Origin of the sequence: methanotrophic endosymbiont of Bathymodiolus puteoserpentis (Logatchev) (assembly GCF_900128525.1) — a bacterium.
Taxonomy (GTDB): domain Bacteria; phylum Pseudomonadota; class Gammaproteobacteria; order Methylococcales; family Methylomonadaceae; genus Methyloprofundus.
Genome location: NZ_FQTQ01000143.1, coordinates 1 through 21,685, shown reverse-complemented (window position 1 = coordinate 21,685; position 21,685 = coordinate 1). Strand labels below are relative to the sequence as shown.

General features: G+C 40.4%; 19 protein-coding genes and 1 pseudogene. 3 read left to right on the top strand and 17 right to left on the bottom strand.

Annotated features, from left to right (window positions below):
- Window positions 1-53: 53 nt before the first annotated feature.
- On the bottom strand, window positions 54-1,040 hold the full coding sequence (locus BQ7314_RS11480) for a hypothetical protein (protein WP_174483826.1): 987 nt from the start codon (window positions 1,038-1,040) through the stop codon (window positions 54-56).
- An 848-nt stretch (window positions 1,041-1,888) separates the two neighbouring features.
- Between BQ7314_RS11480 and BQ7314_RS11475 the strand changes: the two genes are divergently transcribed.
- The 3 genes from BQ7314_RS11475 to BQ7314_RS11465 all read left to right on the top strand — a co-directional run bounded on the left by BQ7314_RS11475 (window position 1,889) and on the right by BQ7314_RS11465 (window position 5,661).
- Window positions 1,889-2,614: a hypothetical protein gene (locus BQ7314_RS11475; RefSeq protein ID WP_174483825.1), complete on the top strand. Its 726-nt coding sequence runs from the start codon at window positions 1,889-1,891 to the stop codon at window positions 2,612-2,614.
- Between the two features lie 101 nt (window positions 2,615-2,715).
- Window positions 2,716-3,669, top strand: a complete 954-nt coding sequence (locus BQ7314_RS11470) for a discoidin domain-containing protein (RefSeq protein WP_174483824.1) — start codon at window positions 2,716-2,718, stop codon at window positions 3,667-3,669.
- Window positions 3,670-3,717: 48 nt separating this feature from the next.
- Window positions 3,718-5,661: a multiheme c-type cytochrome gene (locus BQ7314_RS11465; protein WP_174483823.1), complete on the top strand. Its 1,944-nt coding sequence runs from the start codon at window positions 3,718-3,720 to the stop codon at window positions 5,659-5,661.
- 120 nt (window positions 5,662-5,781) lie between these two features.
- Here BQ7314_RS11465 and BQ7314_RS11460 read toward each other — a convergent pair whose 3' ends face one another.
- The 16 genes and pseudogenes from BQ7314_RS11460 to prmA form a co-directional block, all read right to left on the bottom strand.
- Window positions 5,782-6,735 carry a peptidylprolyl isomerase gene (locus tag BQ7314_RS11460; protein ID WP_245394982.1) on the bottom strand — a complete coding sequence of 318 codons (954 nt, stop codon included), beginning with the start codon at window positions 6,733-6,735 and terminating at the stop codon, window positions 5,782-5,784.
- A gap of 111 nt (window positions 6,736-6,846) precedes the next feature.
- Window positions 6,847-8,139, bottom strand: coding sequence for a DUF3422 family protein (locus BQ7314_RS11455; RefSeq protein ID WP_174483822.1), 1,293 nt, complete (start codon window positions 8,137-8,139; stop codon window positions 6,847-6,849).
- 189 nt (window positions 8,140-8,328) lie between these two features.
- Window positions 8,329-9,603, bottom strand: coding sequence for a phosphoribosylamine--glycine ligase (gene purD, locus BQ7314_RS11450; RefSeq protein WP_174483821.1), 1,275 nt, complete (start codon window positions 9,601-9,603; stop codon window positions 8,329-8,331).
- Window positions 9,604-9,723: 120 nt separating this feature from the next.
- Window positions 9,724-11,283: a bifunctional phosphoribosylaminoimidazolecarboxamide formyltransferase/IMP cyclohydrolase gene (gene purH, locus BQ7314_RS11445; RefSeq protein ID WP_174483820.1), complete on the bottom strand. Its 1,560-nt coding sequence runs from the start codon at window positions 11,281-11,283 to the stop codon at window positions 9,724-9,726.
- A 24-nt stretch (window positions 11,284-11,307) separates the two neighbouring features.
- Entirely contained in the window at window positions 11,308-11,559 is a 252-nt protein-coding gene (locus BQ7314_RS11440) for a helix-turn-helix domain-containing protein (RefSeq protein WP_174483819.1), read from the bottom strand.
- 4 nt (window positions 11,560-11,563) lie between these two features.
- Window positions 11,564-12,574: a tRNA dihydrouridine synthase DusB gene (gene dusB, locus BQ7314_RS11435; RefSeq protein WP_174483830.1), complete on the bottom strand. Its 1,011-nt coding sequence runs from the start codon at window positions 12,572-12,574 to the stop codon at window positions 11,564-11,566.
- A gap of 196 nt (window positions 12,575-12,770) precedes the next feature.
- Entirely contained in the window at window positions 12,771-13,559 is a 789-nt protein-coding gene (locus BQ7314_RS11430; RefSeq protein WP_174483818.1) for an EcsC family protein, read from the bottom strand.
- 13 nt (window positions 13,560-13,572) lie between these two features.
- Entirely contained in the window at window positions 13,573-14,355 is a 783-nt protein-coding gene (locus BQ7314_RS11425) for a sulfite exporter TauE/SafE family protein (RefSeq protein WP_245394981.1), read from the bottom strand.
- Between the two features lies 1 nt (window position 14,356).
- Window positions 14,357-16,810: a heavy metal translocating P-type ATPase gene (locus BQ7314_RS11420; RefSeq protein WP_174483817.1), complete on the bottom strand. Its 2,454-nt coding sequence runs from the start codon at window positions 16,808-16,810 to the stop codon at window positions 14,357-14,359.
- 14 nt (window positions 16,811-16,824) lie between these two features.
- Entirely contained in the window at window positions 16,825-17,430 is a 606-nt protein-coding gene (locus tag BQ7314_RS11415; protein WP_174483816.1) for a hypothetical protein, read from the bottom strand.
- Between the two features lie 144 nt (window positions 17,431-17,574).
- Window positions 17,575-17,913, bottom strand: coding sequence for a hypothetical protein (locus tag BQ7314_RS15850; RefSeq protein WP_245394980.1), 339 nt, complete (start codon window positions 17,911-17,913; stop codon window positions 17,575-17,577).
- Window positions 17,914-17,945: 32 nt separating this feature from the next.
- On the bottom strand, window positions 17,946-18,113 hold the full coding sequence (locus BQ7314_RS11405; RefSeq protein ID WP_174483815.1) for a heavy metal translocating P-type ATPase metal-binding domain-containing protein: 168 nt from the start codon (window positions 18,111-18,113) through the stop codon (window positions 17,946-17,948).
- A 314-nt stretch (window positions 18,114-18,427) separates the two neighbouring features.
- Complete coding sequence (locus BQ7314_RS11400) at window positions 18,428-18,679, bottom strand: hypothetical protein (RefSeq protein ID WP_174483812.1); 252 nt, start codon at window positions 18,677-18,679, stop codon at window positions 18,428-18,430.
- 510 nt (window positions 18,680-19,189) lie between these two features.
- Window positions 19,190-20,386 (bottom strand): class I SAM-dependent rRNA methyltransferase, encoded by a 1,197-nt coding sequence (locus BQ7314_RS11395; RefSeq protein ID WP_174483814.1) that lies wholly within the window; start codon window positions 20,384-20,386, stop codon window positions 19,190-19,192.
- 55 nt (window positions 20,387-20,441) lie between these two features.
- Window positions 20,442-21,092 (bottom strand): zinc-ribbon and DUF3426 domain-containing protein, encoded by a 651-nt coding sequence (locus BQ7314_RS11390; protein WP_174483813.1) that lies wholly within the window; start codon window positions 21,090-21,092, stop codon window positions 20,442-20,444.
- A 4-nt stretch (window positions 21,093-21,096) separates the two neighbouring features.
- A pseudogene (prmA, locus tag BQ7314_RS11385) lies at window positions 21,097-21,585 on the bottom strand (50S ribosomal protein L11 methyltransferase); the annotation flags it as partial.
- Window positions 21,586-21,685 lie beyond the last annotated feature (100 nt).

Sequence of the window (21,685 nt, the reverse complement as noted above, 5' to 3'; positions counted from 1 at the left end):
GCAATGGAATTATACTGCCATTCCTGACGCAACAACTTTATAAGTTGCCTAAGTTATTTCATGCACATTCCTAAGTGAGAGGAGCTTCTTAAGACGGCTGGCTTATCAAAGCCATCAATATTAACTAGAAATAAGCCAAATTGACGTAATAGTTTTGGACGCTCTAATTCCGTTAGATCAGGATTTGTTTCGCTGACAAATAATGGGTCGCTATCAGGTAACTTGGTAATGTATTTGGGGTCGATAGTGTGGTTATTATCTAAGCGATGGCAGGTGCTACAAGTGCGGCCGTTGCCATTAAAGGTTTCATTGATAAATAAATCTCTCCCTTTTGCTATTTGCGCTGCAAAAATCTCCTGTAATGATTCTTGTCCCGTATGTGCATAGGCGGCACGAGGAAGAAAGTACTCAGCAAATGATTTTTCTTGGGCTTGAGTGTCTTTGTATGACGTATCTAGTTGCGCAATAGTCCAGTATTTATTGTGATAAAACAATTTTTGGAATAAATTGGGGGAAGCCACTAGAAGAGGAGGGGAGGTAAGCGTTTTAGCGCTAGTAGAAACAATAAATTTAGTTAGCTTACTTTCTCGCATTTTTGCTTTATCCAGCAGAGCGACTAACTGGTGAGTTTTCCCTATTTTTTCGAATGTACCCAATAAAGTATTGACTTCACTTGACGTGTTTTGATTGTTAGCGTTAAGCCAAAGATAGTAAGGCCCTTCAGGTAGGTTTTTGATTGTCGCAGTTAGTTCACCAGTATATAGGTCGAGCTTGATTTTCCCGTTAGAGCTAGTTGGTAAGCGAGCGATTTTTCCGTTGGGCCTCAGTGCTAAAGTTAAAAACTGCTCCCCTTGTTGTGCGCTATATTTATTTTTCCAGTTTTGAAAGGCGTGATTAAGGGACTGTGTGCTACCGTTACCTAAAGGCAGTATTCTGGGTTCTTGTGTGTCGTTATATTGATTAACCAGTAAGTTGCTTAGTAAAAGGAAAAGCAGGGATGATAGTATTTTTTTTATTTTAGTTTGGTTGGGTATAAGCATCTTGTTGTTAGTAATAGCCCTATTTATTAGGATAAGTTGGAGTATCGAAGAGCAAGCTAATTGCTGGTGTATTTCCTATTATCAAAATATGTCACTTATTCTTGTTTAATAGCTAAAATATCAATGGATCATGAGGTATTGTTAAAAATTCTTGTTTATAGATATAAGCAAGAAATACACCATAATGGCTAAGGCTAATTTATATGCTTTTATCTGGGCTGAATAAACGTAGTCATCTTTGATCTTTCACTATTTTTTATTTTGTCACTAGGCTCAGTGTAGTCTGTTATACACCTATTACTTGAGGTAATCAGGGGCTGGTTTCGTTTTGCGTTCTGTAGTCTATAAAGCTGTGTTGCTATATCCATTTTCTAACAAGGCAGAAGGCAATCTATCAGAATTGGAAAGGCTATTTAACAAGGCATATCGCTTAGTTATTTGAGTTAAATAACATTGTTTAATATATCCGATTTTAGCGTTAGTGAATAATGATCTTATTTTAAGCTGTAGGGTAAATAAGATTTCCTAGGTTCACATAATAAGTGCCCCACTTTCATAATTGCTGCGCCTACACTTCAGTAGTGCTAGCGCACCCTGCTGTCTTGCTTGTATGTGGTGAAAGGAAATCAAATTGCTTTAGCTTGATTCTTAACCTAATTTTTAACTGCATAACTACATATGAAAAGTTAATCAGAGCTAATGGCATGACTTATGCAATGTTTATTACCTAGGTCGCTTATGTAGTCGGCTTTTGGTTTTATAGAGTGTTAGATAGCATTAAACCATAATAGTTTTAATGTTTTTTGAATACTATAATATGTATAACAAAATAATAAGAGGTTTTAAGTATGAGTAAATTTGCAGCTATATTAGGTGTTAGTGCATTAGTATTATCAACATCAGCAATGTCGGCTGAGCCTGTAGCTCCTGAAGGGACAGAAATGGCTACTTCAATGTTTGCTGATCCCGTTCCAAATGAAAAAGTAGATGGTGTGCGCACTGGTGGTATTGGCTATGAATGGACTGTATCACTACCTCATCATGGTACGACTCAAATAGTGGGTAGCACTGGTGGTAAAGGTTCTTATGAGCCAACCTTTACTGCTCCTAATTTTGGTTGGATGCATACAACGGATTGGGTTGCTGTAACGCTGGAAGAAAGAGCTGTTTTAGAAATTACGCTGACACGTCAGATAGGGGTTTACGAAAAAACAGTAGATAGAAAGGATCCAACCATTCAAGGTTATAAAACGTCTGGTAGTGAGCTATTTCCTGCTATGTCTATTTATAAAGGATGGGACAGCACTATGATCGAGCAAGGTAGCTTTAATCCTGCTGGAAATTTCACTGATAAAAATGGTAATCCAACCAGTCTTGACTTTATGGATGTCGTTTATTCACAAACCGGCGAAACGACTATTACTTATCGTAAAATATTAGATGCTGGAGAATATTCAGTTAATATCGGTGGTGTGAACGCACTTTACTGTGCTGAAACAGATGCTTGTTACAATGGCGCACATGGTTACCGCGCTACATTCACAACTCACCACATCCCTGCTATGCAAATGTAATCAATATTTAAGATTGAATCTTAAATACAGTTTAAAGAGCCCTGTTATTGATTTACCAGGGCTCTTTTTTTATCTAAGAGTTATAAATAGCAGGAACTATCATGACATTTAAATATACCGTACTATTAAGTGCATACCTAAGTGTTACTTCTTTAGCCTTTGCAGAGTCAGCTCGTTTATCGAATGAATTTGGCCTACATATTCCCGTTATTCAATATCAAGAACAGTTCCTATGGGCTGATCTTGATATTGTAGAAAGTACGGAGGGTGCGATTTATTTTAAGTTGCGTGATTATGGTAGTTTAGTTAGTACAGATATTTCACCTACCGTTAATCCATTAACTATCGTCACGGAAGGGTTACCCGTCCGTATTGTTGATGTGAGTGCAACCAGTGCTAGGTTAACTTTTATTTCTAGTATTCCTCTTGCTTGTTCCGTGGTTTATGGTAAAACTTTAAACTTTGGTTCAGTCGCTACCGATCCGAATATGAAGGGTGGCGCAATTATTGACCACAACCCAATATTGATAAACTTAGAACCAGATACACAATATTATTATCGGGTTCAGGGGAGCGATGCACAAGGCAAGTTGTATTGGAGTCCTGCATCAAGCTTTACAACAATATCTGCCAATGAACAGCCAGAAAATTTCCTCTCTTTAAATAATGGCGCGACTATTATTTCCGTCAGTAGTAATTTTTCAGGCGTTGCAAATAATCAAACGTGGGGAGCTAATAGTGCCATTGATGGTTCAGCGGCAACGGCTTGGTCTTCTGCAGGGGATGGGAGTAATGCCTTTATTACGATTGCTTTAGCGCAAGCACAGCATATCAATACATTGAGAGTTTGGTCTCGTTCGATGCGTGATGGCAGCGCAAAAATATTAAGTTTTACGGTGACTATGGATACTGGTGAAGTGCTAGGTCCTTTTAATTTGCCTGATACTCAGAAAGCTTATGATTTTTCTATCGACCGTACAACATCAAGTGTTCGCTTAGATGTTAAGGATAGTACAGGTGGCAATACTGGCTTGGTGGAAATTGAAGCATTTTAGGGAATAGTTTTCTAGCTATTTTCCACTGAATATAACTAAGTGATAAATATGATTATAGTAAATAATAAGTATGGATTAATAGCACACCTGTTTATATTGTGTGGGCTGCTATTTACGACAGCACTGTGTATAGCAGATGCTACTTTTAATGCCGAAACAAACCAGTTGCATATTCCTTATGTGCAATATCAGGAAAAATTATACAGTGTTGATTTCACTTACTTGCCACCCGATAAATTGCAGCTAGGGCGTGTTATTGAACAAGTGGAAGAGGCTAAATTACAATCTATCGTGCCCGTTTACAATGATTTAAGCTTTCAATTATCGCGTATTTCCGTTGGTGAACAGCTTTATGCAGCTGACTTACAATATCTAGGGGATAATATTTTTCAGCTACATGATTTAAATAATTCGCTTATTGCTTCACTTTCGCGCACGAAGTTTCAGACAAAGCACTTTGCTGGCTCAGGGGTTTGTGCGCAATGCCATAATAAAATAGAAGATCAAGACGGCAATGATGTATCTATTGTTGACGCATGGGAAAGAAGTATGATGGCTAATGCGACTCGTGATCCTTTTTGGCAAGCAAAAGTACGTAGTGAGTTAAATAGAACACCAGAACTTAGCCCAGAAATCAATGATAAATGTAGCCGTTGTCATGCACCTATGGCCAATGAATCGGCAAGAAAAAAACAAGATGCTGTGCAAACAATATTTGATGATGGCATCCTTAGCCCTAAAAATCCTTATCACGATTTAGCAATGAACGGCGTAAGCTGTAGTTTATGTCATCAAATTTCGCCCGATGTACCTTTTGGCACTGATGCGGGCTATTCAGGCAATTTCTCCATTGCCAGTTATGAAAATAGTCGAGATCGTTTGATCTACGGTCCCTATAAAAATGTTTTAACAGGGCCGATGAGGAATTTTGCAAGCTTTACACCAACTTTTAGTGAGCATATAAAATCATCCGAGCTGTGTGCAAGCTGTCATGATTTAACAACGCCTTATAGTGATGAGCAAGGGCAGATTTTAAGTCATAATATTGAGGAAGAATTTCCAGAACAAATGGTATACAGTGAGTGGTTACACAGTGATTACGCCCAAACAGATAGTTGTCAGGGTTGTCATATGCCGAGAGCTGATGGTGTTATTATTGCCTCCCAACCACAAATGCTTACAACAAAAAGAAATGATTTTGCGCAACATGAATTTTTAGGTGCTAACCGCCTGATGTTATCTATGTTACAGGCCTATAGAGAGCAGCTGGGTGTAAAAGCAACTGATTTTTCTAAAAGTATTTTAAGTGCAGAGCAGTTATTGCAGGATGCAGCGAAAATAGAAATTAAGAGTAGCAAACTTAGTAATGGCGTTTTAAATTTTCAGGTCAAGATTGACAGCCTTACGGGGCATAAATTGCCGAGTGGCTATCCTTCAAGGCGGGTGATTTTACATGTGATAGTCTTGGATAGTCAGGGGAATACTGTTTTTGAATCAGGAAAAGTGAACTCTGATGGCAGTGTTGCCGGTTTAGATTCGGATGAAAACCTTGCGCATTATGAGCCACATTATCAAACGATAGAATCAGAGCAACAAGTGCAAGTTTATGAAGCTATCATGCAGGACTATCAAAACAAGCTAACTTATACTTTATTGCGTGCAAAAAGTTATGTAAAAGATAATCGTTTACTGCCTTTAGGTTTTAATAAAGACACTGCAGCGAATAAGATTAAGGTACGTGGTGACGCTGAGTTGGATGAGGATTTTATGGCGGGAGGGGATGTTGTACAATTTAATTTAAAACAGTTTTCTGGTCAGGAATATACCATTAAAGCTGAGCTAATATATCAAACAGTGAGCTATGCCTTTGCAGCAGATTTATTTCAAGATACTTCTTTAGAAGTTAAACGATTTAAGCAAATGTTCAATGCTTCTTCTTTTAAATCAACCCCCATGGTATCGGCTCAAAAGGTAGTTAGTTCTAGCTTGTAAGTAAAGTTCTAAATATGCTTACTCTAAGCATAATGAGTTTTTATGCTTAGAGTTTTTTATGCTGAGCCACAGCTTTTATTCTGAGAGCTTTTAAAATGCCCCCATGTCCTTCTTTGACGCTTATTTAATCTCAATAAGCGTTTGAGCAATATTTGAGCGTAAGCTATGTTTTAGATCGTTTAAATCAGAACCTGGCTGGTTGAAAATAGCTAATAAGGTGTAATTTCCCACTAGTCCTTCAGGAATAGTAAAATTAAAAATTGGGTGCCTGCTCACTGTTACAGGTACTGCTAATTGAAAAGCCGTTGGCACATCAGTAAAGGCTGTGTCAGTCACAAATATCAGTTTATTTTCAGGGCTTATGATGGTCACCCATAGATCTAAAGGTAATGGACGCTTAATTAGACTTTCTTCGAGCTGTACTGAGACTGTCTCGCCCGCTGTGTAAACTTGAGCGAGCTCGGCAAAACTAAGTTTTCCTTGACGCAAACGAATGACTTCAATAATAACAGGCTCTACAGGCACATTTTTTGTTGGACTGCTATTAAGTAGGGTATTGTTTGTTGCTTGTTCACTGATATTGTCGATTTTATCCATGCCTTCGATGACTTGACCAAAAACAGCATAGCCAGGAGAGCTAGGGGCTTGATAATCTAAAAACAAGTTATCTACGGAGTTAATGAAAAATTGTGCCGTAGCACTATCTGGGTCTGATTTTCGCGCCATAGCAATTGTGCCACGGAGGTTACTTAAACCAGTGTTCGACTCGAGAGCAATGGCTTGGTGAGTGGCTTTAATTTCCATTGTATCGGCATCATAGCCACCGGCTTGAATCATAAAGTCCTGAATAACGCGATGAAACAAGGTATTTTCATAAAAACCTTCCTCAACATAGGTTAAGAAATTAGCAACAGTGGAAGGCGCGTCATCATCAGCGAGTTCTACTGTAATAAGGCCTTTATTACTGACAATATCAACGAAGGTATTTTGTGCAAATAATGCACTGGAAAAGGAGAGTGATGCAAATAAAAAAAGTGAGGGGTAAAGGGTATTCTTATTTTTCATAGCTGTCATTATGCTTTTCCAGTTTCAGTCAGTACATAGTTTACATTGCATAGCTTATAAACGGAAAGGTACGCATGACGTGCTGAGTGTAAGTGAGTTTAATTGTCGTTGATTTAAAGTTTATTCCGCTTTAATCTTTTTATGTAAACGACGCACGCCTGTGGCGACTAATATTAATACGATAGGGATAGCAATACCTGAAACAATATCAGGTTTTATGGTGATCATTTCGGCACTATTTAAAGCCTTAGCTGCTGAATGCAGCAGGCTGACTATATAGCTCGTGATAGCAACGATGGATAAACCTTCTACTGTTTCTTGAAAGCGTAATTGCATTTTTACGCGTAAATCCATTGACGTGAGTAAAGCTTGATTTTGCCGTTCTATAGAAATATCGACCCGTGTGCGCAGTAATTGGCTGGCATTGCTAATTCTTTCTGAAAGTAAGCTAAAGCGTTTGGCGGTAGACTGACAAGTCGTAATGGCAGGCTGTAGGCGTTTACTTAAAAATTCACCGATGGTTTGTACACCTTGAATTTTCACTTCTCTAATATCGGCTATGCGTTGGTTGACGATTGTGTGATAAGCGTGTGCGGCACCAAAGCGAAATTGGCTGTGTGAGATATGACTTTCAACTTCAGCTGCAAGGCGAGTGAGTTGGTCTAATAATAAACCATCGTCACAGTCATGCTGAGCCATATCAGTAGTAATTTCAGATAGACGCTGCTCTGCTTTGCTGACCAGTGGTGCAAGTTCTTGCGCAACGGGAAAGGCGAGTAAGGACATGACTCGATAAACTTCAATTTCAAAGAGACGCTGTAATAAACGACCTGCTTGTTGCGAGAGTAAGTGCTTATCAAAGATAAGAAAACGACTAAAACCGTCATTATGAATACGAAAGTCTGTGAAAGCAGTCGCATCACCACCAGTCACTTGCGAGCCAACAATAGCATTACCTCCAAAGTAGCGACTTATCTCTGCAGTACTGGGTATTTTTTCGCTAGTTGGCATGATAACCGCGTGCGTTGCGACAATGGATTTACCGACCAGTTTATCTAGCCAGTCCATCGGGGCATAGGCTAACGCAGCTTTAGCAAAGGGTTTATTGCTATCGACTGAGTTAACATAAAAACAATAGGTACTGAATTCACCGTGCTGTTCCCAATGAAATAAAAAAGTATCAAAAACTGCAGTAAAATGGCTTGCCTCTTTAGGCGGTGGATTGACAGCAAAGCGACTACATAAAACTTTTAAATGTTCATACTCTAGGACTTTTTCATCTTTACTTAGGGTTACAGCTAAGTGGCTAGCACTCACGGGGAGCTTTAATGAAACAGGTGGGCGTGCATGTATCTCATTATGTAAGCTAAAGCGTAGAGCGTGATTTTCGGGGATATGTAGAAGTTTGGTCACGTTGTTGTTTTAGTGGGTTTGCTATCAAGTTGGCCTTAGTTGTGACTAAAGTCACTGCTGAACCGCTATGAAATTAAGGAGGTCGTATTTCTCATTTTTAACAGGCACAAAGCGTGTTGTAAGGTGTGCTGAGGAATGAAGCGCATCATTTATATGATGCGCTCCTTATGAAAAAAGAGATTTATACTTTTATTTTAAGGCTTTAAAGCCAATATCAGTACGGTAATAAACTTTATCCCAGCTGATTTTATTAGTTAATTCATACGCTTTTTCTTGCGCTTCTTTAATTGTATCCCCTAAAGCGCAGGCACATAAAACACGTCCACCAGCAGTAACGACTTGCCCATCATTTAGCTGTGTTCCTGCATGAAACACTTTGCTATCTGTATTTTCACTGCTTGGTAAACCGCTAATAACGGCCCCTTTAGCATAGCTGTCAGGGTAGCCGCCAGCAGCTAAAACGACACCTAAAGCACTACGTTTATCCCACTCAGTATTGGTGTTAGCTAAATTTTGGCTTAATGCGGCGTTACATAACTCTACTAAGTCACTTTTTAAGCGCATCATAATCGGCTGTGATTCAGGATCACCAAAACGACAGTTATATTCTAAGACTTTGATTTCGCCAGTAGGAGAGATCATTAAACCGGCATATAAAAAACCCGTGTAAGGAATGCCATCATCGGCCATGCCTTTTAATGTCGGGTTAATAACTTCATCCATAACGCGTTGATGAATTTCATCAGTCACGATTGGGGCAGGGGAATAAGCACCCATGCCGCCGGTATTAGGGCCTAAGTCACCATTGTCTCGTGCTTTATGGTCTTGTGAACTCGCCATAGGTAAGGCTTGTTTACCGTCAGCAATAACAATAAAGCTAGCCTCTTCGCCGACTAAAAATTCTTCAATAACCACGCGGCTACCCGCTTCACCAAAACTATTGCCCGAGAGCATATCTTTAACTGCCGAAATTGCTTCAGCTTCAGTTTGTGCGACGATAACGCCTTTGCCGGCTGCTAAACCATCGGCTTTAACGACGATGGGTGCGCCTTTGGCTTTAATATAATCAATAGCCGCTGGTGTATCGGTAAATGTTGCATATTCCGCAGTAGAAATCTTATGGCGAGCCATAAAGTCCTTGCAGAATTTTTTTGATCCTTCTAATTGCGCCGCTTTAGCGCTAGGGCCAAAGCATTTTAGCCCAGCAGCTTGAAAGGCATCAACGATACCTAGAACGAGGGGAACTTCAGGGCCAATAATAGTCAAGTCAATCGCTTCTTTTTGTGCAAAAGCTAATAAACCTGCAATATCTTCTACCGCAAAGTCGATATTAGTGAGTTTATCTTCTAAAGCGGTACCGGCATTACCGGGAGCGACAAAAACATGGGTTACTTTAGGAGACTGGCTCGCTTTCCAAGCAAGTGCATGTTCACGTCCGCCGCTACCAACGATAAGAATTTTCATAATGGAAATCAGAGAGGGTTAAATAATGGGGTTTTATAAAACAGTAGGGTTCTTTGTGGGGAGGCTTTAGTCGCGATTTCATGGCTAAATCCTTCCACAAAGGCAATGGTAACTGTTATTTTAATGTCTAAAATGACGCATGCCAGTAAATACCATGGCAATATTGTGTTCGTCTGCTGCGGCAATGACTTCGGCATCACGCATAGAACCACCGGGTTGAATCACAGCGGTAATACCTGCTTCAGCTGCAGCGTCTAAGCCATCTCTAAAGGGGAAGAAAGCATCAGATGCCATAACTGAGCCTGTGACGCTTAAGCCTTCATCCGCAGCTTTGATGCCAGCAACTTTAGCAGAATAAACACGGCTCATTTGGCCTGCACCAACGCCGATGGTGCGCCCTTCTTTGCAGTAAACGATAGCATTTGATTTAACAAATTTAGCCACTTTCCAAGTAAATAGTAAATCGGCCATTTCTTGTTCAGTTGGTGCACGTTTACTGACGACTTTTACTTCTGCTACGCTCATGGTGCCGAAGTCTTTATCTTGGACTAATAATCCACCTGAGACGCGTTTGAAATCAAAACAAGGCTCGTTGCCGCTATTCCAAATGCCAGACTCTAAAACACGTACATTCTTCTTTTCGGCTAATAGGGTTTGTGCTGCAGCGCTTACTGTTGGCGCGATAATTACTTCAACAAACTGGCGTTTAATAATCTCAGCCGCTGTTGCTTCATCTAATTCACGATTAAAGGCGATAATGCCACCAAAAGCAGAAGTAGGGTCAGTTGCATAAGCTAAATCATAAGCGTCTAATAATGAATCGGCCTGAGCTACACCACAAGGATTTGCATGTTTAACAATAACGCAAGTTGGCTTTTCTTCGAATGATTTAACACATTCTAAAGCAGCATCGGTATCGGCGATATTATTATAGGAAAGTTCTTTACCTTGTAGTTGTTTAGCTGCTGAAATCGTACCGGATGCCGGTGATTTTTCTTGGTAGAAAGCGGCATTTTGGTGTGGATTTTCGCCATAACGCATGCTTTGCAATTTGTGGAATTGTAAGTTCAGCGTTTCTGGGAATTGTTGTTTATTAATATTGCCTAAATAAATGGCAATAGCCGTATCGTATTTTGCCGTGTGCTCGAAACTTTTTAAGGCAAGGTTAAAACGTGTTTGCTGTGCAAGCTGATTTTCGTTGTTGACTAATTCAGTGAGTACAGCCGCATAGTCAGCAGGGTCAACTACGATAGCAACATCATTATGATTTTTAGCCGCGGCGCGAATCATAGTTGGCCCGCCGATATCGATATTTTCAATCGCTGTTTCTAAGTCGCAATTTGGATTAGCAACGGTTTCTTCAAAAGGGTAGAGATTAACGACTACCATATCAATCGCATTAATGCCATTAGCTGCCATGATTTCATCGTCAATACCACGGCGTCCTAAAATACCGCCATGTACTTTTGGGTGTAAGGTTTTAACGCGGCCGTCCATCATTTCAGGGAAGCCAGTATAATCAGAAACTTCGGTGACGTTAATGTCATTTTCGGCGAGCAATTTAGCTGTGCCACCAGTGGATAGTAGCTCTATACCTAGCTGGTCTAATTCACGACAAAAATCAAGAACACCAGTTTTGTTAGAAACACTAATTAAGGCGCGGGTAACTTTTTTTTTCATGGAAATCTCTAAGGCTGAGAAAGGTTAGGATAAGTCGTATTGCTCTATTTTTTTACGTAAAGTGCTACGGCTTATACCAAGAATCTGTGCAGTTTTGGTCTGATTATAGCCCGAATATTGTAGTGTAGCTTCAAATAAAGGTTTCTCAACTTCAGCAAGCACCATGGCATGTAAGCCCGTGGCATCATAGCCATCAAGTTGCTTTAAGTAGTTGTCAACGGCTTGCTTTACCTGGGCAGATAAAGGAATGGGGGGCGTATTATTGCTAATGCTCATTTTATTACTGCTTGCATGCGTTATTTGTAGGTTGAAGCGACATGGGTGGATCGAAAAGATCAAATGCCGAATTAACGAGAGATAGCTGTATCTCAGGGGCGTCGGCTTGGTATATTTTGCTTTTAATAGCAGGTGGTAAAGTACCTATATATGAAAAATACCAACCGATATGTTTACGGGCTATTCTAACACCATTAAGAGTCCCATAAAATAGATAAAGCTCTGCTAAATGTTGTTGTAAGGTGATTTTTATTTGTTCTAAATTAGCGGGAGATGCATGTTTCCCCGTTTGTAAATAATGTTGGATTTCTTGAAAAAACCAAGGCCGACCTTGTGCGCCGCGACCGATCATGATGGCATCCGCGCCTGTATGCTCTAAAACATATTGCGCCTTTTCTACTGAATTAATATCACCATTAGCAATGATTGGAATGTTTACAGTTTGTTTGACAGCTTTAATTGTGTCGTATTCAGCATCACCTTTAAAAGCACAGGCGCGTGTACGGCCATGTATGGTTAAAGCAGCAATGCCAGATTGTTGGGCTATTTGCGCAATATTGACGGCGTTGCGGTTATCGCTGTCCCAGCCGGTACGAATTTTTAGTGTTACGGGGATACTGACAGCTTGTACGACAGCCTCTAAAATACGTTTTACTAAGTCTTCATTGCGCATCAAGGCTGAGCCTGCGGCCACTGAACATACTTTTTTAGCGGGGCAGCCCATGTTGATGTCAATGATATGGGCGCCACGTTGCGAGTTAATTCGCGCAGCTTCTGCCATTTGCTCTGGGTTAGTGCCTAAGATTTGTACCGAGCGTAAGCCAACTTCACCGCTATGATCGGCTTTGAGTAATGTGCGTTTATTTTTGCGTAAGGCTGGATTAGAAGCAACCATTTCTGATACCGCCAAGCCAGCGCCATATTGTTTGCACAGATTGCGAAACGGGCGGTCTGTGATGCCGGCCATAGGCGCTAAAATGAGATTATTCTCTAATTGATAAGGGCCTATCTGCATTTTTTGTAACTTCTCATTATCTACAGGTATTTGCAATATTAAAGTCATAGTAGGATGTGCTGACGATAGGAAGCGCATCATATAAACGATGCGCTTTGTTCCTCAGCATATTTGTACCCGTTAAAAATGAGAAGTTACCCTTTTTTCTTGGAGGCAAAATCTGTGAGGGCTGAATATGATACTACAAAACAGATAATTAGTTTTGTCGTGCTATCCATTTTTGGTAATTTAATTTAACTAACTCGGGGGTATATTTGCGTTCAAGGTGGCGTAAAGCAAAATGCGCATGCGCTAAACTCTGAAAGTATCGAATAAACATTAGGTTAATACTGGCACCGCCAATAGCACCAATAACAGGGACACTTTGTGCCGCAAATTTTTCGCTAATGGGAATGCTAAAACGGGTGGCAATTTGGTTAATCGCTTTGCTAATTAAGGGGGCGCTTTCTTTATTAAGGGCGGGTGTAGAAAGCTGTGCAGCCGCATCCGATAAAGATTTTGCCAGCAAAGAGCGAATGGCATAATAACCCGTTTCTGAGCCGTGTTTAGCGCTATCACTGAGGGCGAAGACTTCTAAACAGGCCATTTTAGTATTAGCGTGGCTAATATTTTCACCGTGATAACGGGCAATTTCCGCAATTGAGCGTAGCATAATCGTTGTCGATAGTGGTAGCTCTGCAGTAATGGCGGCAAAACCAAAAGCCCCGCCGATAGCGCCACTTAAACCTGCTAAAAATTGATGCGTTTTATTATAAGGTTTGCTACTTTTGCGTGAACTTAAAGTAAAAATTGCGCCTTCTAACGATTTTTCTAACGCTGTTCGGGTAATATCATTAAGAGATAATGAAACTTGCGTCGGTAAGATGGCAATGGTTTTTTCAATCGTACTACCGACGGTTTTTGTGATTTTAGAGCTAAAGCTAGGGTTTTCTAATAAGTCTGCCGCTGCGTGTAAAATAAGAACATCGTGAGGGGCGAGTTTCATAAGTTAGTAAGGTTTATGGCATATTGTGGCTAGAGTGATCCATTTGCATGAGTTCCATAGAGTGCATGCTATGCATCATATCCTTAAAGCCGCTATCTGAAGCAAGGAATCGAACGCCATTATACATGGTTAAGCCTCCCATAATAATCATAATGACTGCCGCGGCTTTGAGCATTAGGCCGCGCGCTTTAGTACCGAGCTTACCAAAGGCAAAAGTAACGACAAGCATAGTAGGGAGAGTGCCTAAACCTAAAGCTAACATCATCAGTCCGCCCTCTATAGGAGAGGGCGCAGTCGTTGCATTGACTGCCATGGCAAAAGTTAAAGGGCAGGGCATTAAGCCATTTAGCATGCCACCCATTGCGGCACCTAGTGCAGAGCCGCGTCTAGCTGCTGACATGAAAATCTTATTAAGGATTTTTGTCGGCATATATTTCATGGAAAATTGCCACGGAGAAAGTCCAGCGATACCGAGGGCTAAAATAATAACAAAAAAGCCAATAGCGACTTGTAGAAAGCCTTGTATGCGACCTAATAAGCCAGTAGAGACTAAGGCGACACCAATGAGTGCGGCTGTGATACCGACAAGGGTGTACATAGTAATTCGGGCAAAGTGGTAAGTGAGGTAAGGCCATACGCTTTTTTTCTCAGTCTTCATAAAGAAGCCAGCAACTAAAGCGCCACACATGCCTGCACAGTGCCCACTGCCCAAAAAACCTGTCATAAAGGCAAGGGTGTAAACGGTATAATCTAAGTTTGCCAAAAAGGCTGGTAGGTTGGCCAAAAAATCGGTCACATTATTTTCCGTTGATACGTAGAGAGTTGACAATGACTGAAACGGAGCTTAATGCCATAGCTGCCGAGGCAATCATCGGGTTAAGCTTGCCAATTGCGGCAACTGGAATTGCAATAGTATTGTAACCAAAAGCCCAAAATAAGTTCTGTTTAATGATTTTCATGGTTAAAGTGCTGAGTTCAATTGTTTCAGCAACTTTAGCAATATCACCATTTACTAGGGTTAAGTCGGCAGATTCAATAGCAATATCTGTCCCATGACCAATAGCAAAGCCGACATTAGCTGCGGCTAGTGCTGGTGCGTCATTAATACCATCACCAATCATGCCGACAGAGCCACCTTCGTTTTGTAAGCGGTGAATTTCTTGTAGTTTTTGTTCGGGTGTTGCATGGGCAATTACTGTTTTAATGCCCACTAAATCAGCGATATGGTGGGCTGTTGCACGGGTGTCCCCGGTTACCATTAATGTTTCAATATTGAGTTTATGGAGTGCAGCTATTGCTGCTTTAGCAGAGTCACGTGGTTGATCTGCAATACCAAATAAGGCGGTTGCTTTGCCGTTAAATGACGTAAATACAGGGGTTTTTCCAGCAAGCCCTAAGGTATGTGCATGGGGCATTAATTCTGCAATATCAACCTCTTGCTCTTCTAGCCAAGCTTGATTACCAATCAGTATTTGATAATGCCCTACTTTTGCTTTTAAGCCGCGGCCTGCGGTAACACTGAAATCTTTAACGGTCTTAAACTCAAAGTCATGTTCTGCTTGTGCATAATTAACGATAGCTTTGGCTAAGAAATGTTCAGAATTATGCTCTGCCGAAGCAATATGTGCTAATAATATTTCAGTGTTATGATCACTGATATTAATAAAGTCAGTAACCTGTGGTTTACCTTCGGTAATGGTACCGGTTTTATCGAAAATAATTGCCGTTAAATGTGTTGCTGTTTCTAAGCTTTCACCATTGCGTATATAAACGCCACGTTTGGCTGATTGGCCTGTACCAACCATAATGGCGGTCGGTGTTGCTAAACCCAGGGCGCAAGGGCAAGCAATCAGTAATACGGTAATGGCGCTACTAAAAGCAAAGCTAAACGGTGCGCCAGCGACAGTCCAAGAAGCAAAGGTTAAGGCGGATACTGCCATAACGCTGGGGACAAATACCGCGGAGATTTTATCGACTAATTTTTGTACTGGTAATTTAGAGGCTTGCGCTTGGTCTACCATGTGAATGATGCCTGCTAATACAGTATCCATGCCAATAGCAGTGGCTTTAATTGTTAAGACCCCCGTGCCATTAACGCAGCCACCAATCACTTTATGGCCTGCTTCTTTAACCACTGGTAAGCTTTCGCCTGTGACCATCGCTTCATCAACGGTAGATAGGCCAGAAACAACTTCGCCATCAGTAGGGATTTTTTCACCTGGTCGGATTAGAAGTAGGTCATCTAGCTCGATATCGTCGATGCTGATAGTCATTTCTTGGCTGTCTTTTAATAAGGTGGCTGTTTGCGGTTGTAGATCAACTAATTTTCTAATCGCTTCGCCGGCTTTTCCTTTTGCGCTTTCTTCCATATAACGCCCTAGTAAGACGAATGAAATAATGCTAGCGGCTGCTTCAAAATAAAGGTGACCTCGGCCTCTTAATAAAGAAGGTAAGCTATAACCATAAGCAGAACCAACACCGATAGCAATTAAGCTATCCATATTCGCATTGCCCATTTTCGCTAGTTTCCATGCTTTGCTGAAAAACGTAGCACCGGCAACAAACACAACAGGGGTGGTGAGTGCAAATTGAAACCAATGGTAAAAACGACCTGCAGGCATTGCCATGCCGACGGCAATGACGGGAGCACTCAGGACGCTGGCCCAAATAAATCTTTTTTTAGCGCTGGCCAGGCGCTGGCGCTCCTTTTCTATTAGCCCCTGACGCTGAGATAGCGTATCCATTAAATTGGCTTTATAGCCGACTTTTTCAATGATAGCAGCCATTTCTTGGCGCGATAAACGACCTTGAACGGTTGCAATGGCTGAAGCAAAGTTGACTGAGGCGCTATGTATGCGTGGGTCTCGATTTAAGGACATTTCTAAGAGCAAGGCGCAGGAGGCGCAGCTCATACCTTCAATCGCTAAGCTTATATCTTGTAGAGGAATGCTGAGGTCTTCAACAATATTACTTTTAGGTAAGCTGATTTTTTTCTTGCCAATATTACCTAAAACCGTATCTAGCAGGATTAATAGGTTTTGTTTAGGCAATGCTTGGTGGTCAAAATAAAGCGTGACTGAGCCGATTTCAGGGACAGATTTAATGGCTTTTATTTCGGGACGTTTTTTTAAAATAATTTCAAAAATATAGGTACGCTCAGGATCTTTTTCTAGTATAGGAACGAGTATTCTTATACGATTTTTTAGTTCATGAGCGAGTTCAAAATTTTTTGCCTGAAATGATTGCGTCATATTTAGCGTCAATTTTATTTGTTTTTATTTTTAGAGCGAATGAATAAATACATCAGATAAAAAACCGTTAACCATTGGTAACGATATTTAAGAGGCTCTAGTAACCATTTTTTGGTAATCAATTTCCAGTGAGTTTTAATCAGAAATAGAATCAAAACATCATTAAAAAAATTGATCAGTGTTTTTTCGGGGTTGATAAGAATTTCAGGTTTTTTTTTCAAGCCTAATTTTGCCAAAATTCCTATAGCTTGAGCTGTTTCCTTGGTTTCCGTGTACTTGCCTTTTGCCCAGCGAGCACCTTGCCAGTCAGAAAATATATTTTTTATAAATGCTGTTTTAGTGGGACTAGCTTTAGCTACAAAGAAGTTTTTATTCTCTAAGTCTGCAAACAAAGTTAAAAGTTGTTGAGTTAAATCTTTAAATGAGAGCGTTTCGTTGGTGAAGCGGATGGCTAGTTTTTTTTTGTTTCTATAAAGGTTGACTTGATAGACGCCATCAATTTGACTAATCGCATCGGAAACAAATGTCGCTATTTCAGGGCTGCATAAGCGTTCCGGGATTTGGAACCTTACATGGCCTGAAGATTTATAACGTAAAATAATTTCTTTTTGTATAGACATGTAAGTGATTGAGAATATAACGGAAAAGAGTGTGAAAAACGACTATTATTAGATCTGTTAGGCTGTCTAAATAGCGGCAAGAACGGCTTAGAATAAACAATAAATTTGGGTCGTTATGCCGCTAAGGCCATCATGCAGTGCCGTTTACTCTTGGTCTTCTTTTGATTCAGCCACTAAATCTTCTAGGTTTTCTTTCTGCTGTAATACAAAATCTTTGCCCTTACCCGTAGCTGAATTTACAGAGCCAATAATATCCTTTCTATGTTTATGTGCGTAGTAGCCTGCAACCATACCGATACCAACTAACAGAAGAGGGTGTTTTACTATTTTACTCATAATGGATTTTCCTGTTTGTGCGCCAGCTGACATGACAGCGCCTTTGATTAATGTAGATGAGACTTCGTGTTTATCAAGACCTAAATGCGCCAAGTTTTTAGCATGATGGGCAGTTGTTGCAATATGTTTACTATGATTATGAGCCATGTTAATAGTCCAATTATAAAGAGTGAAAAGAGTTATTTTTCTGATTCTTCAGGGAGTAAGTTGTCTTCATTCAGCATTTGATAAATACCTTGACAACCTTCACAGCAAAAGTCCTTCTTGCCTTCTTTTGTTAACAGGGTAAAGCCTTCGATCTCTACAGGGAGTCCGCATAAATCACATGATTTTTTTTCATCAGCCATAGATATAAATAATAATATTGAGGGGTTAAAGCTAGAAACGAAGTTTACCGATTAAAGCGTTAGCCTAAGTTGGAAAATGCCGTTTTTAGACTTAATAAATATTGATAAAACGAGTGGCTGCATTTTATCAGAATATAAAGGTTAAATGGCAAGGAATATTAGAGTTTTTATTATTGATCTAAAATTCTCCCATTTTTGGGTGGGAAGGTGGAGGTGTTTGTTAATAGGTTTATCCCATTACACTCAATCCCAACGAATAACCGTGCAATCTTAATGTATTGCTACAATTGGCTTTTTAATTATTGGGGCTTCAGTTATTGATGGCAGTCGGCATCAGGCGGGCAACTTTTGTCGGTAGCTGGGTTGTCCGACTGGCTATGGCTACAGACCTTTGTTGAGGCTTTCATTAGTGCGATGCGTAATGCGCCTGTTAGGCTTGAGCCTATGCCTAAACGAGCGGCAACGGCAGGAAGAACAATAAATGAGGCTAGGGCAAGTCCTGCGCCGACTAATAGTGCGCCATTTGAAATCTGTGATTCTTGTTGTGCGGGTTGTTGGCTACTCATAGGCTTGTTTTTCTTGAGTTATTAATAATCAACTTAATCAAGCAAGAGTAATGCCAATTTTTAGATTGTTGTTTTTATTTGTGTTTTTATTGATTAGTGAAAAGTAACTATAAAAGTGTGGGATATAATCCTATTGAAATAAGCTATATAACATAGTTTAATTATTTTTCATGAAAAATAATGAATTGTGGGCGAAAGTAATGTTTTCCATTTTAAGACAAGGCTGAGAATTCAAAAATACTAAGGAAGCTTATAAAAATACTCATACCCAATCATTATAATTTGGCCATAAAGAATGAGCTTATCGGGGCGCAGTGCTTTAGCACTGCTATTTTAGGCTACAAAGGCAGGCTAAAGCACTGCGCCCCATTTATTGTCTTACTCTTAACTTAATGGCATTGGGGCTCTAAATCGGGTAAGTTCATTCTTTTAAAGTTCCTAAGTAGGAGTGTCATAGCCTTTAATACTGCTAATTCGGAAGATATTTACTCCTAATTGTTATGCGTAGCTTTATCGTGTTTCAGACACCGTACAAACGAACGTTTTTAAGTATTCAGTTTCTGGAATAGACAGGTGAATCGGGTGATCGGGCGCTTGGCCGCTAGTTGTTAAGACAGTGATATTTCTATCAATATGGCGCGCTGATGAGCGTAAAATTTCATGTAGATTTGCTTTACTCAGATGGTAAGAGCAAGAAGCAGATACTAAAATGCCATCTTTGGCTAAAACTTGTAAAGCAAGGTGGTTAAGGCGGCGGTAGGCTTCATAGCCTGCTTTGAAGTCTTTCTTGCGTTTAATTAATGCTGGAGGATCCAAGACAATAATGTCGAAACGTAAGTGATCTAAGCGTGCTTGTTTTAAAAATTCAAAAACATCGCTTTGTACAAACTGCATTTTATCGCTAACCAAGTTAAGTTGCGCATTTTGTTCGGCTAAAGCAATTGCACCAGCCGAAGCATCCACGCAGGTTACTTGTTCCGCACCATTCATTGCCGCAGGAATACCCCAAGCGCCCGCATAAGAAAATAAATCTAAAACGGTTTTTCCAGATGCTATTTTAGCTAAATCTGCGCGGCTACTGCGATGATCATAAAACCAGCCGGTTTTTTGTCCACCAACAATATCAATTTGAAATTGTGCGTTATTTTCTTCGATAATAAGTTGTTCAGGCAATTCACCGTAAGCTAACTCCGTTACCATTGATAAACCTTCTAGCTCTCTTTGAGGATTATCATTTTTTAGCAAAATAGCTTGAGGCTGTAAAAGTTCGATTAGCACTTTAATTAAGGCTTCTTTCTGGCGTTCGATACCTGCTGTAGTGATTTGTACGGATAAGGTATCGCCAAAACGATCAATGACTAATCCCGGTAAGCCATCACTTTCACTAAAGACTAGGCGGTAGAAAGGTTTTGCATAAAACAGTTCGCGTAAAGCAAGTGCATCGCTGATACGTGCAGTAAATATTTTTTCGCCTACTTTTGTGCTTGATTTGCGTGATAATAGCCGAGCACAAATAAGCGTATTGGGGTTGATGTAAGCCGTGCCTAATATTTTGCCATTGCTTGCTGTGACGCTAACTAAGTCGCCTGCAGTAAATTGGGCAAGCGGACTGCGGGCAATATCAACCTCATTGCTGAATACCCAGAGATGACCTTGGCGTAGGCGTTTATCTTCATTTTTTCTTAGAAATAGTTGAGGGTGAGCCATATTGAGGTATCCGTAAGGTAAATTCGTCTATTATAGCGAACTACGGAAGCGCTTGTTACTGCAATGCTATTTGATAGCCGCCAATATTTTTATTAGGTACTGCAATTAACAAATCAATATCAAAATCCTTATTACTCGCGATTAGCGGGGGATTAATGCTCTTTTTGAGGTACTCTTTCGGAGTAAATAGGCGTTGCGCAATAATACCGCCGTGTAAATTTTGCAGCGTTAAATTTAGATTAGGTAAGGCTTGGCTGAAATTGGCGTGATTTATAAAACTGACTTGTAGCCGGTAATTATTATTCTTTAAGGGGCTAAATGAGCTACCAATAATTGTAAATTCGGAGCTATTTCTATAGCGTGGAAGAGGGTAGTTGATAGCTGTGCTTATGCTTTGCAGCCAAGGCCTAATTTGTGTAGATTGCGCCAAGGAGTAGCCTTTGAAATAATAAACTTGGTAAATCAGTAACAGGGTCGCTAAAAGACTGCAAATAAGCCACAATTTAGAATGAGAATTAACGGGTTTTTGCCAAGCATAAGGCTGTATCTCATTTTCATTAACGACTTTAAGAGGACGGTCGGATAATGAAGTGCGTGGATTGAATGGATGTTTACATTGTGAACAAGTGACTTTGCCGCGTTTTTTTTTCAGTTGCTGGGCGTTAATTGCCTGAGAATTTTGACATTTAGGGCAAACGGCATACATGGTCTTATTTTTTAATGCCGTCTAAGCGGCACCAATCGCCTTGAATCGTTGGCGCATTTAGTGCGAAGTTTTCTTGATAAATACAGCTAACTGAGTCTGCCTGTTCTTTTAATATACCGGATAATACCAGCTCACCTTGCGGACGTACTAAGGCGCTAATGGTGGGTGATAATTCGATTAAAGGTTTAGCTAAAATATTGGCTAAAACAATATCTGCCGTAAATGCGCTAAAGTCTTCAGGTAAATAAGTCTTTATTTTTGAGCCGACGTTATTTTTTTTAGCATTGTCTAAAGTAGCGGTTAGGGCTTGTGCGTCTATATCAATAGCATGTGCTTCTTTTGCGCCAAGTAAAATAGCTGCCACCGCTAAAATGCCTGAGCCACAACCAAAATCAATCACTGTTTTCCCTGTAATATCATGCTTAGCCAGCCATTCTAAACAAAGCGCAGTTGTCGGGTGTGTGCCGGTACCAAAGGCAAGGCCAGGATCGAGAATTGTAACTTCTCATTATCCACAGGCAGCGGCCGCACGGATGACTTCCGATAACGGAGGAATATCGCCTATACCCAATAAGCGATCTTTCAAATAATCC

What these genes read in the sequence shown, in the direction of transcription:
- dusB (WP_174483830.1), bottom strand. Translation starts at nt 12,574, where the DNA reads ATGCAGATAGGCCCTTATCAATTAGAGAATAATCTCATTTTAGCGCCT.
- BQ7314_RS15850 (WP_245394980.1), bottom strand. Translation starts at nt 17,913, where the DNA reads ATGGCTCATAATCATAGTAAACATATTGCAACAACTGCCCATCATGCT.
- purH (WP_174483820.1), bottom strand. Translation starts at nt 11,283, where the DNA reads ATGAAAAAAAAAGTTACCCGCGCCTTAATTAGTGTTTCTAACAAAACT.
- BQ7314_RS11420 (WP_174483817.1), bottom strand. Translation starts at nt 16,810, where the DNA reads ATGACGCAATCATTTCAGGCAAAAAATTTTGAACTCGCTCATGAACTA.
- BQ7314_RS11395 (WP_174483814.1), bottom strand. Translation starts at nt 20,386, where the DNA reads ATGGCTCACCCTCAACTATTTCTAAGAAAAAATGAAGATAAACGCCTA.
- BQ7314_RS11480 (WP_174483826.1), bottom strand. Translation starts at nt 1,040, where the DNA reads ATGCTTATACCCAACCAAACTAAAATAAAAAAAATACTATCATCCCTG.
- BQ7314_RS11460 (WP_245394982.1), bottom strand. Translation starts at nt 6,735, where the DNA reads ATGACAGCTATGAAAAATAAGAATACCCTTTACCCCTCACTTTTTTTA.
- BQ7314_RS11405 (WP_174483815.1), bottom strand. Translation starts at nt 18,113, where the DNA reads ATGGCTGATGAAAAAAAATCATGTGATTTATGCGGACTCCCTGTAGAG.
- BQ7314_RS11440 (WP_174483819.1), bottom strand. Translation starts at nt 11,559, where the DNA reads ATGAGCATTAGCAATAATACGCCCCCCATTCCTTTATCTGCCCAGGTA.
- purD (WP_174483821.1), bottom strand. Translation starts at nt 9,603, where the DNA reads ATGAAAATTCTTATCGTTGGTAGCGGCGGACGTGAACATGCACTTGCT.
- BQ7314_RS11430 (WP_174483818.1), bottom strand. Translation starts at nt 13,559, where the DNA reads ATGAAACTCGCCCCTCACGATGTTCTTATTTTACACGCAGCGGCAGAC.
- BQ7314_RS11415 (WP_174483816.1), bottom strand. Translation starts at nt 17,430, where the DNA reads ATGTCTATACAAAAAGAAATTATTTTACGTTATAAATCTTCAGGCCAT.
- BQ7314_RS11475 (WP_174483825.1), top strand. Translation starts at nt 1,889, where the DNA reads ATGAGTAAATTTGCAGCTATATTAGGTGTTAGTGCATTAGTATTATCA.
- BQ7314_RS11400 (WP_174483812.1), bottom strand. Translation starts at nt 18,679, where the DNA reads ATGAGTAGCCAACAACCCGCACAACAAGAATCACAGATTTCAAATGGC.
- BQ7314_RS11390 (WP_174483813.1), bottom strand. Translation starts at nt 21,092, where the DNA reads ATGTATGCCGTTTGCCCTAAATGTCAAAATTCTCAGGCAATTAACGCC.
- BQ7314_RS11470 (WP_174483824.1), top strand. Translation starts at nt 2,716, where the DNA reads ATGACATTTAAATATACCGTACTATTAAGTGCATACCTAAGTGTTACT.
- BQ7314_RS11465 (WP_174483823.1), top strand. Translation starts at nt 3,718, where the DNA reads ATGATTATAGTAAATAATAAGTATGGATTAATAGCACACCTGTTTATA.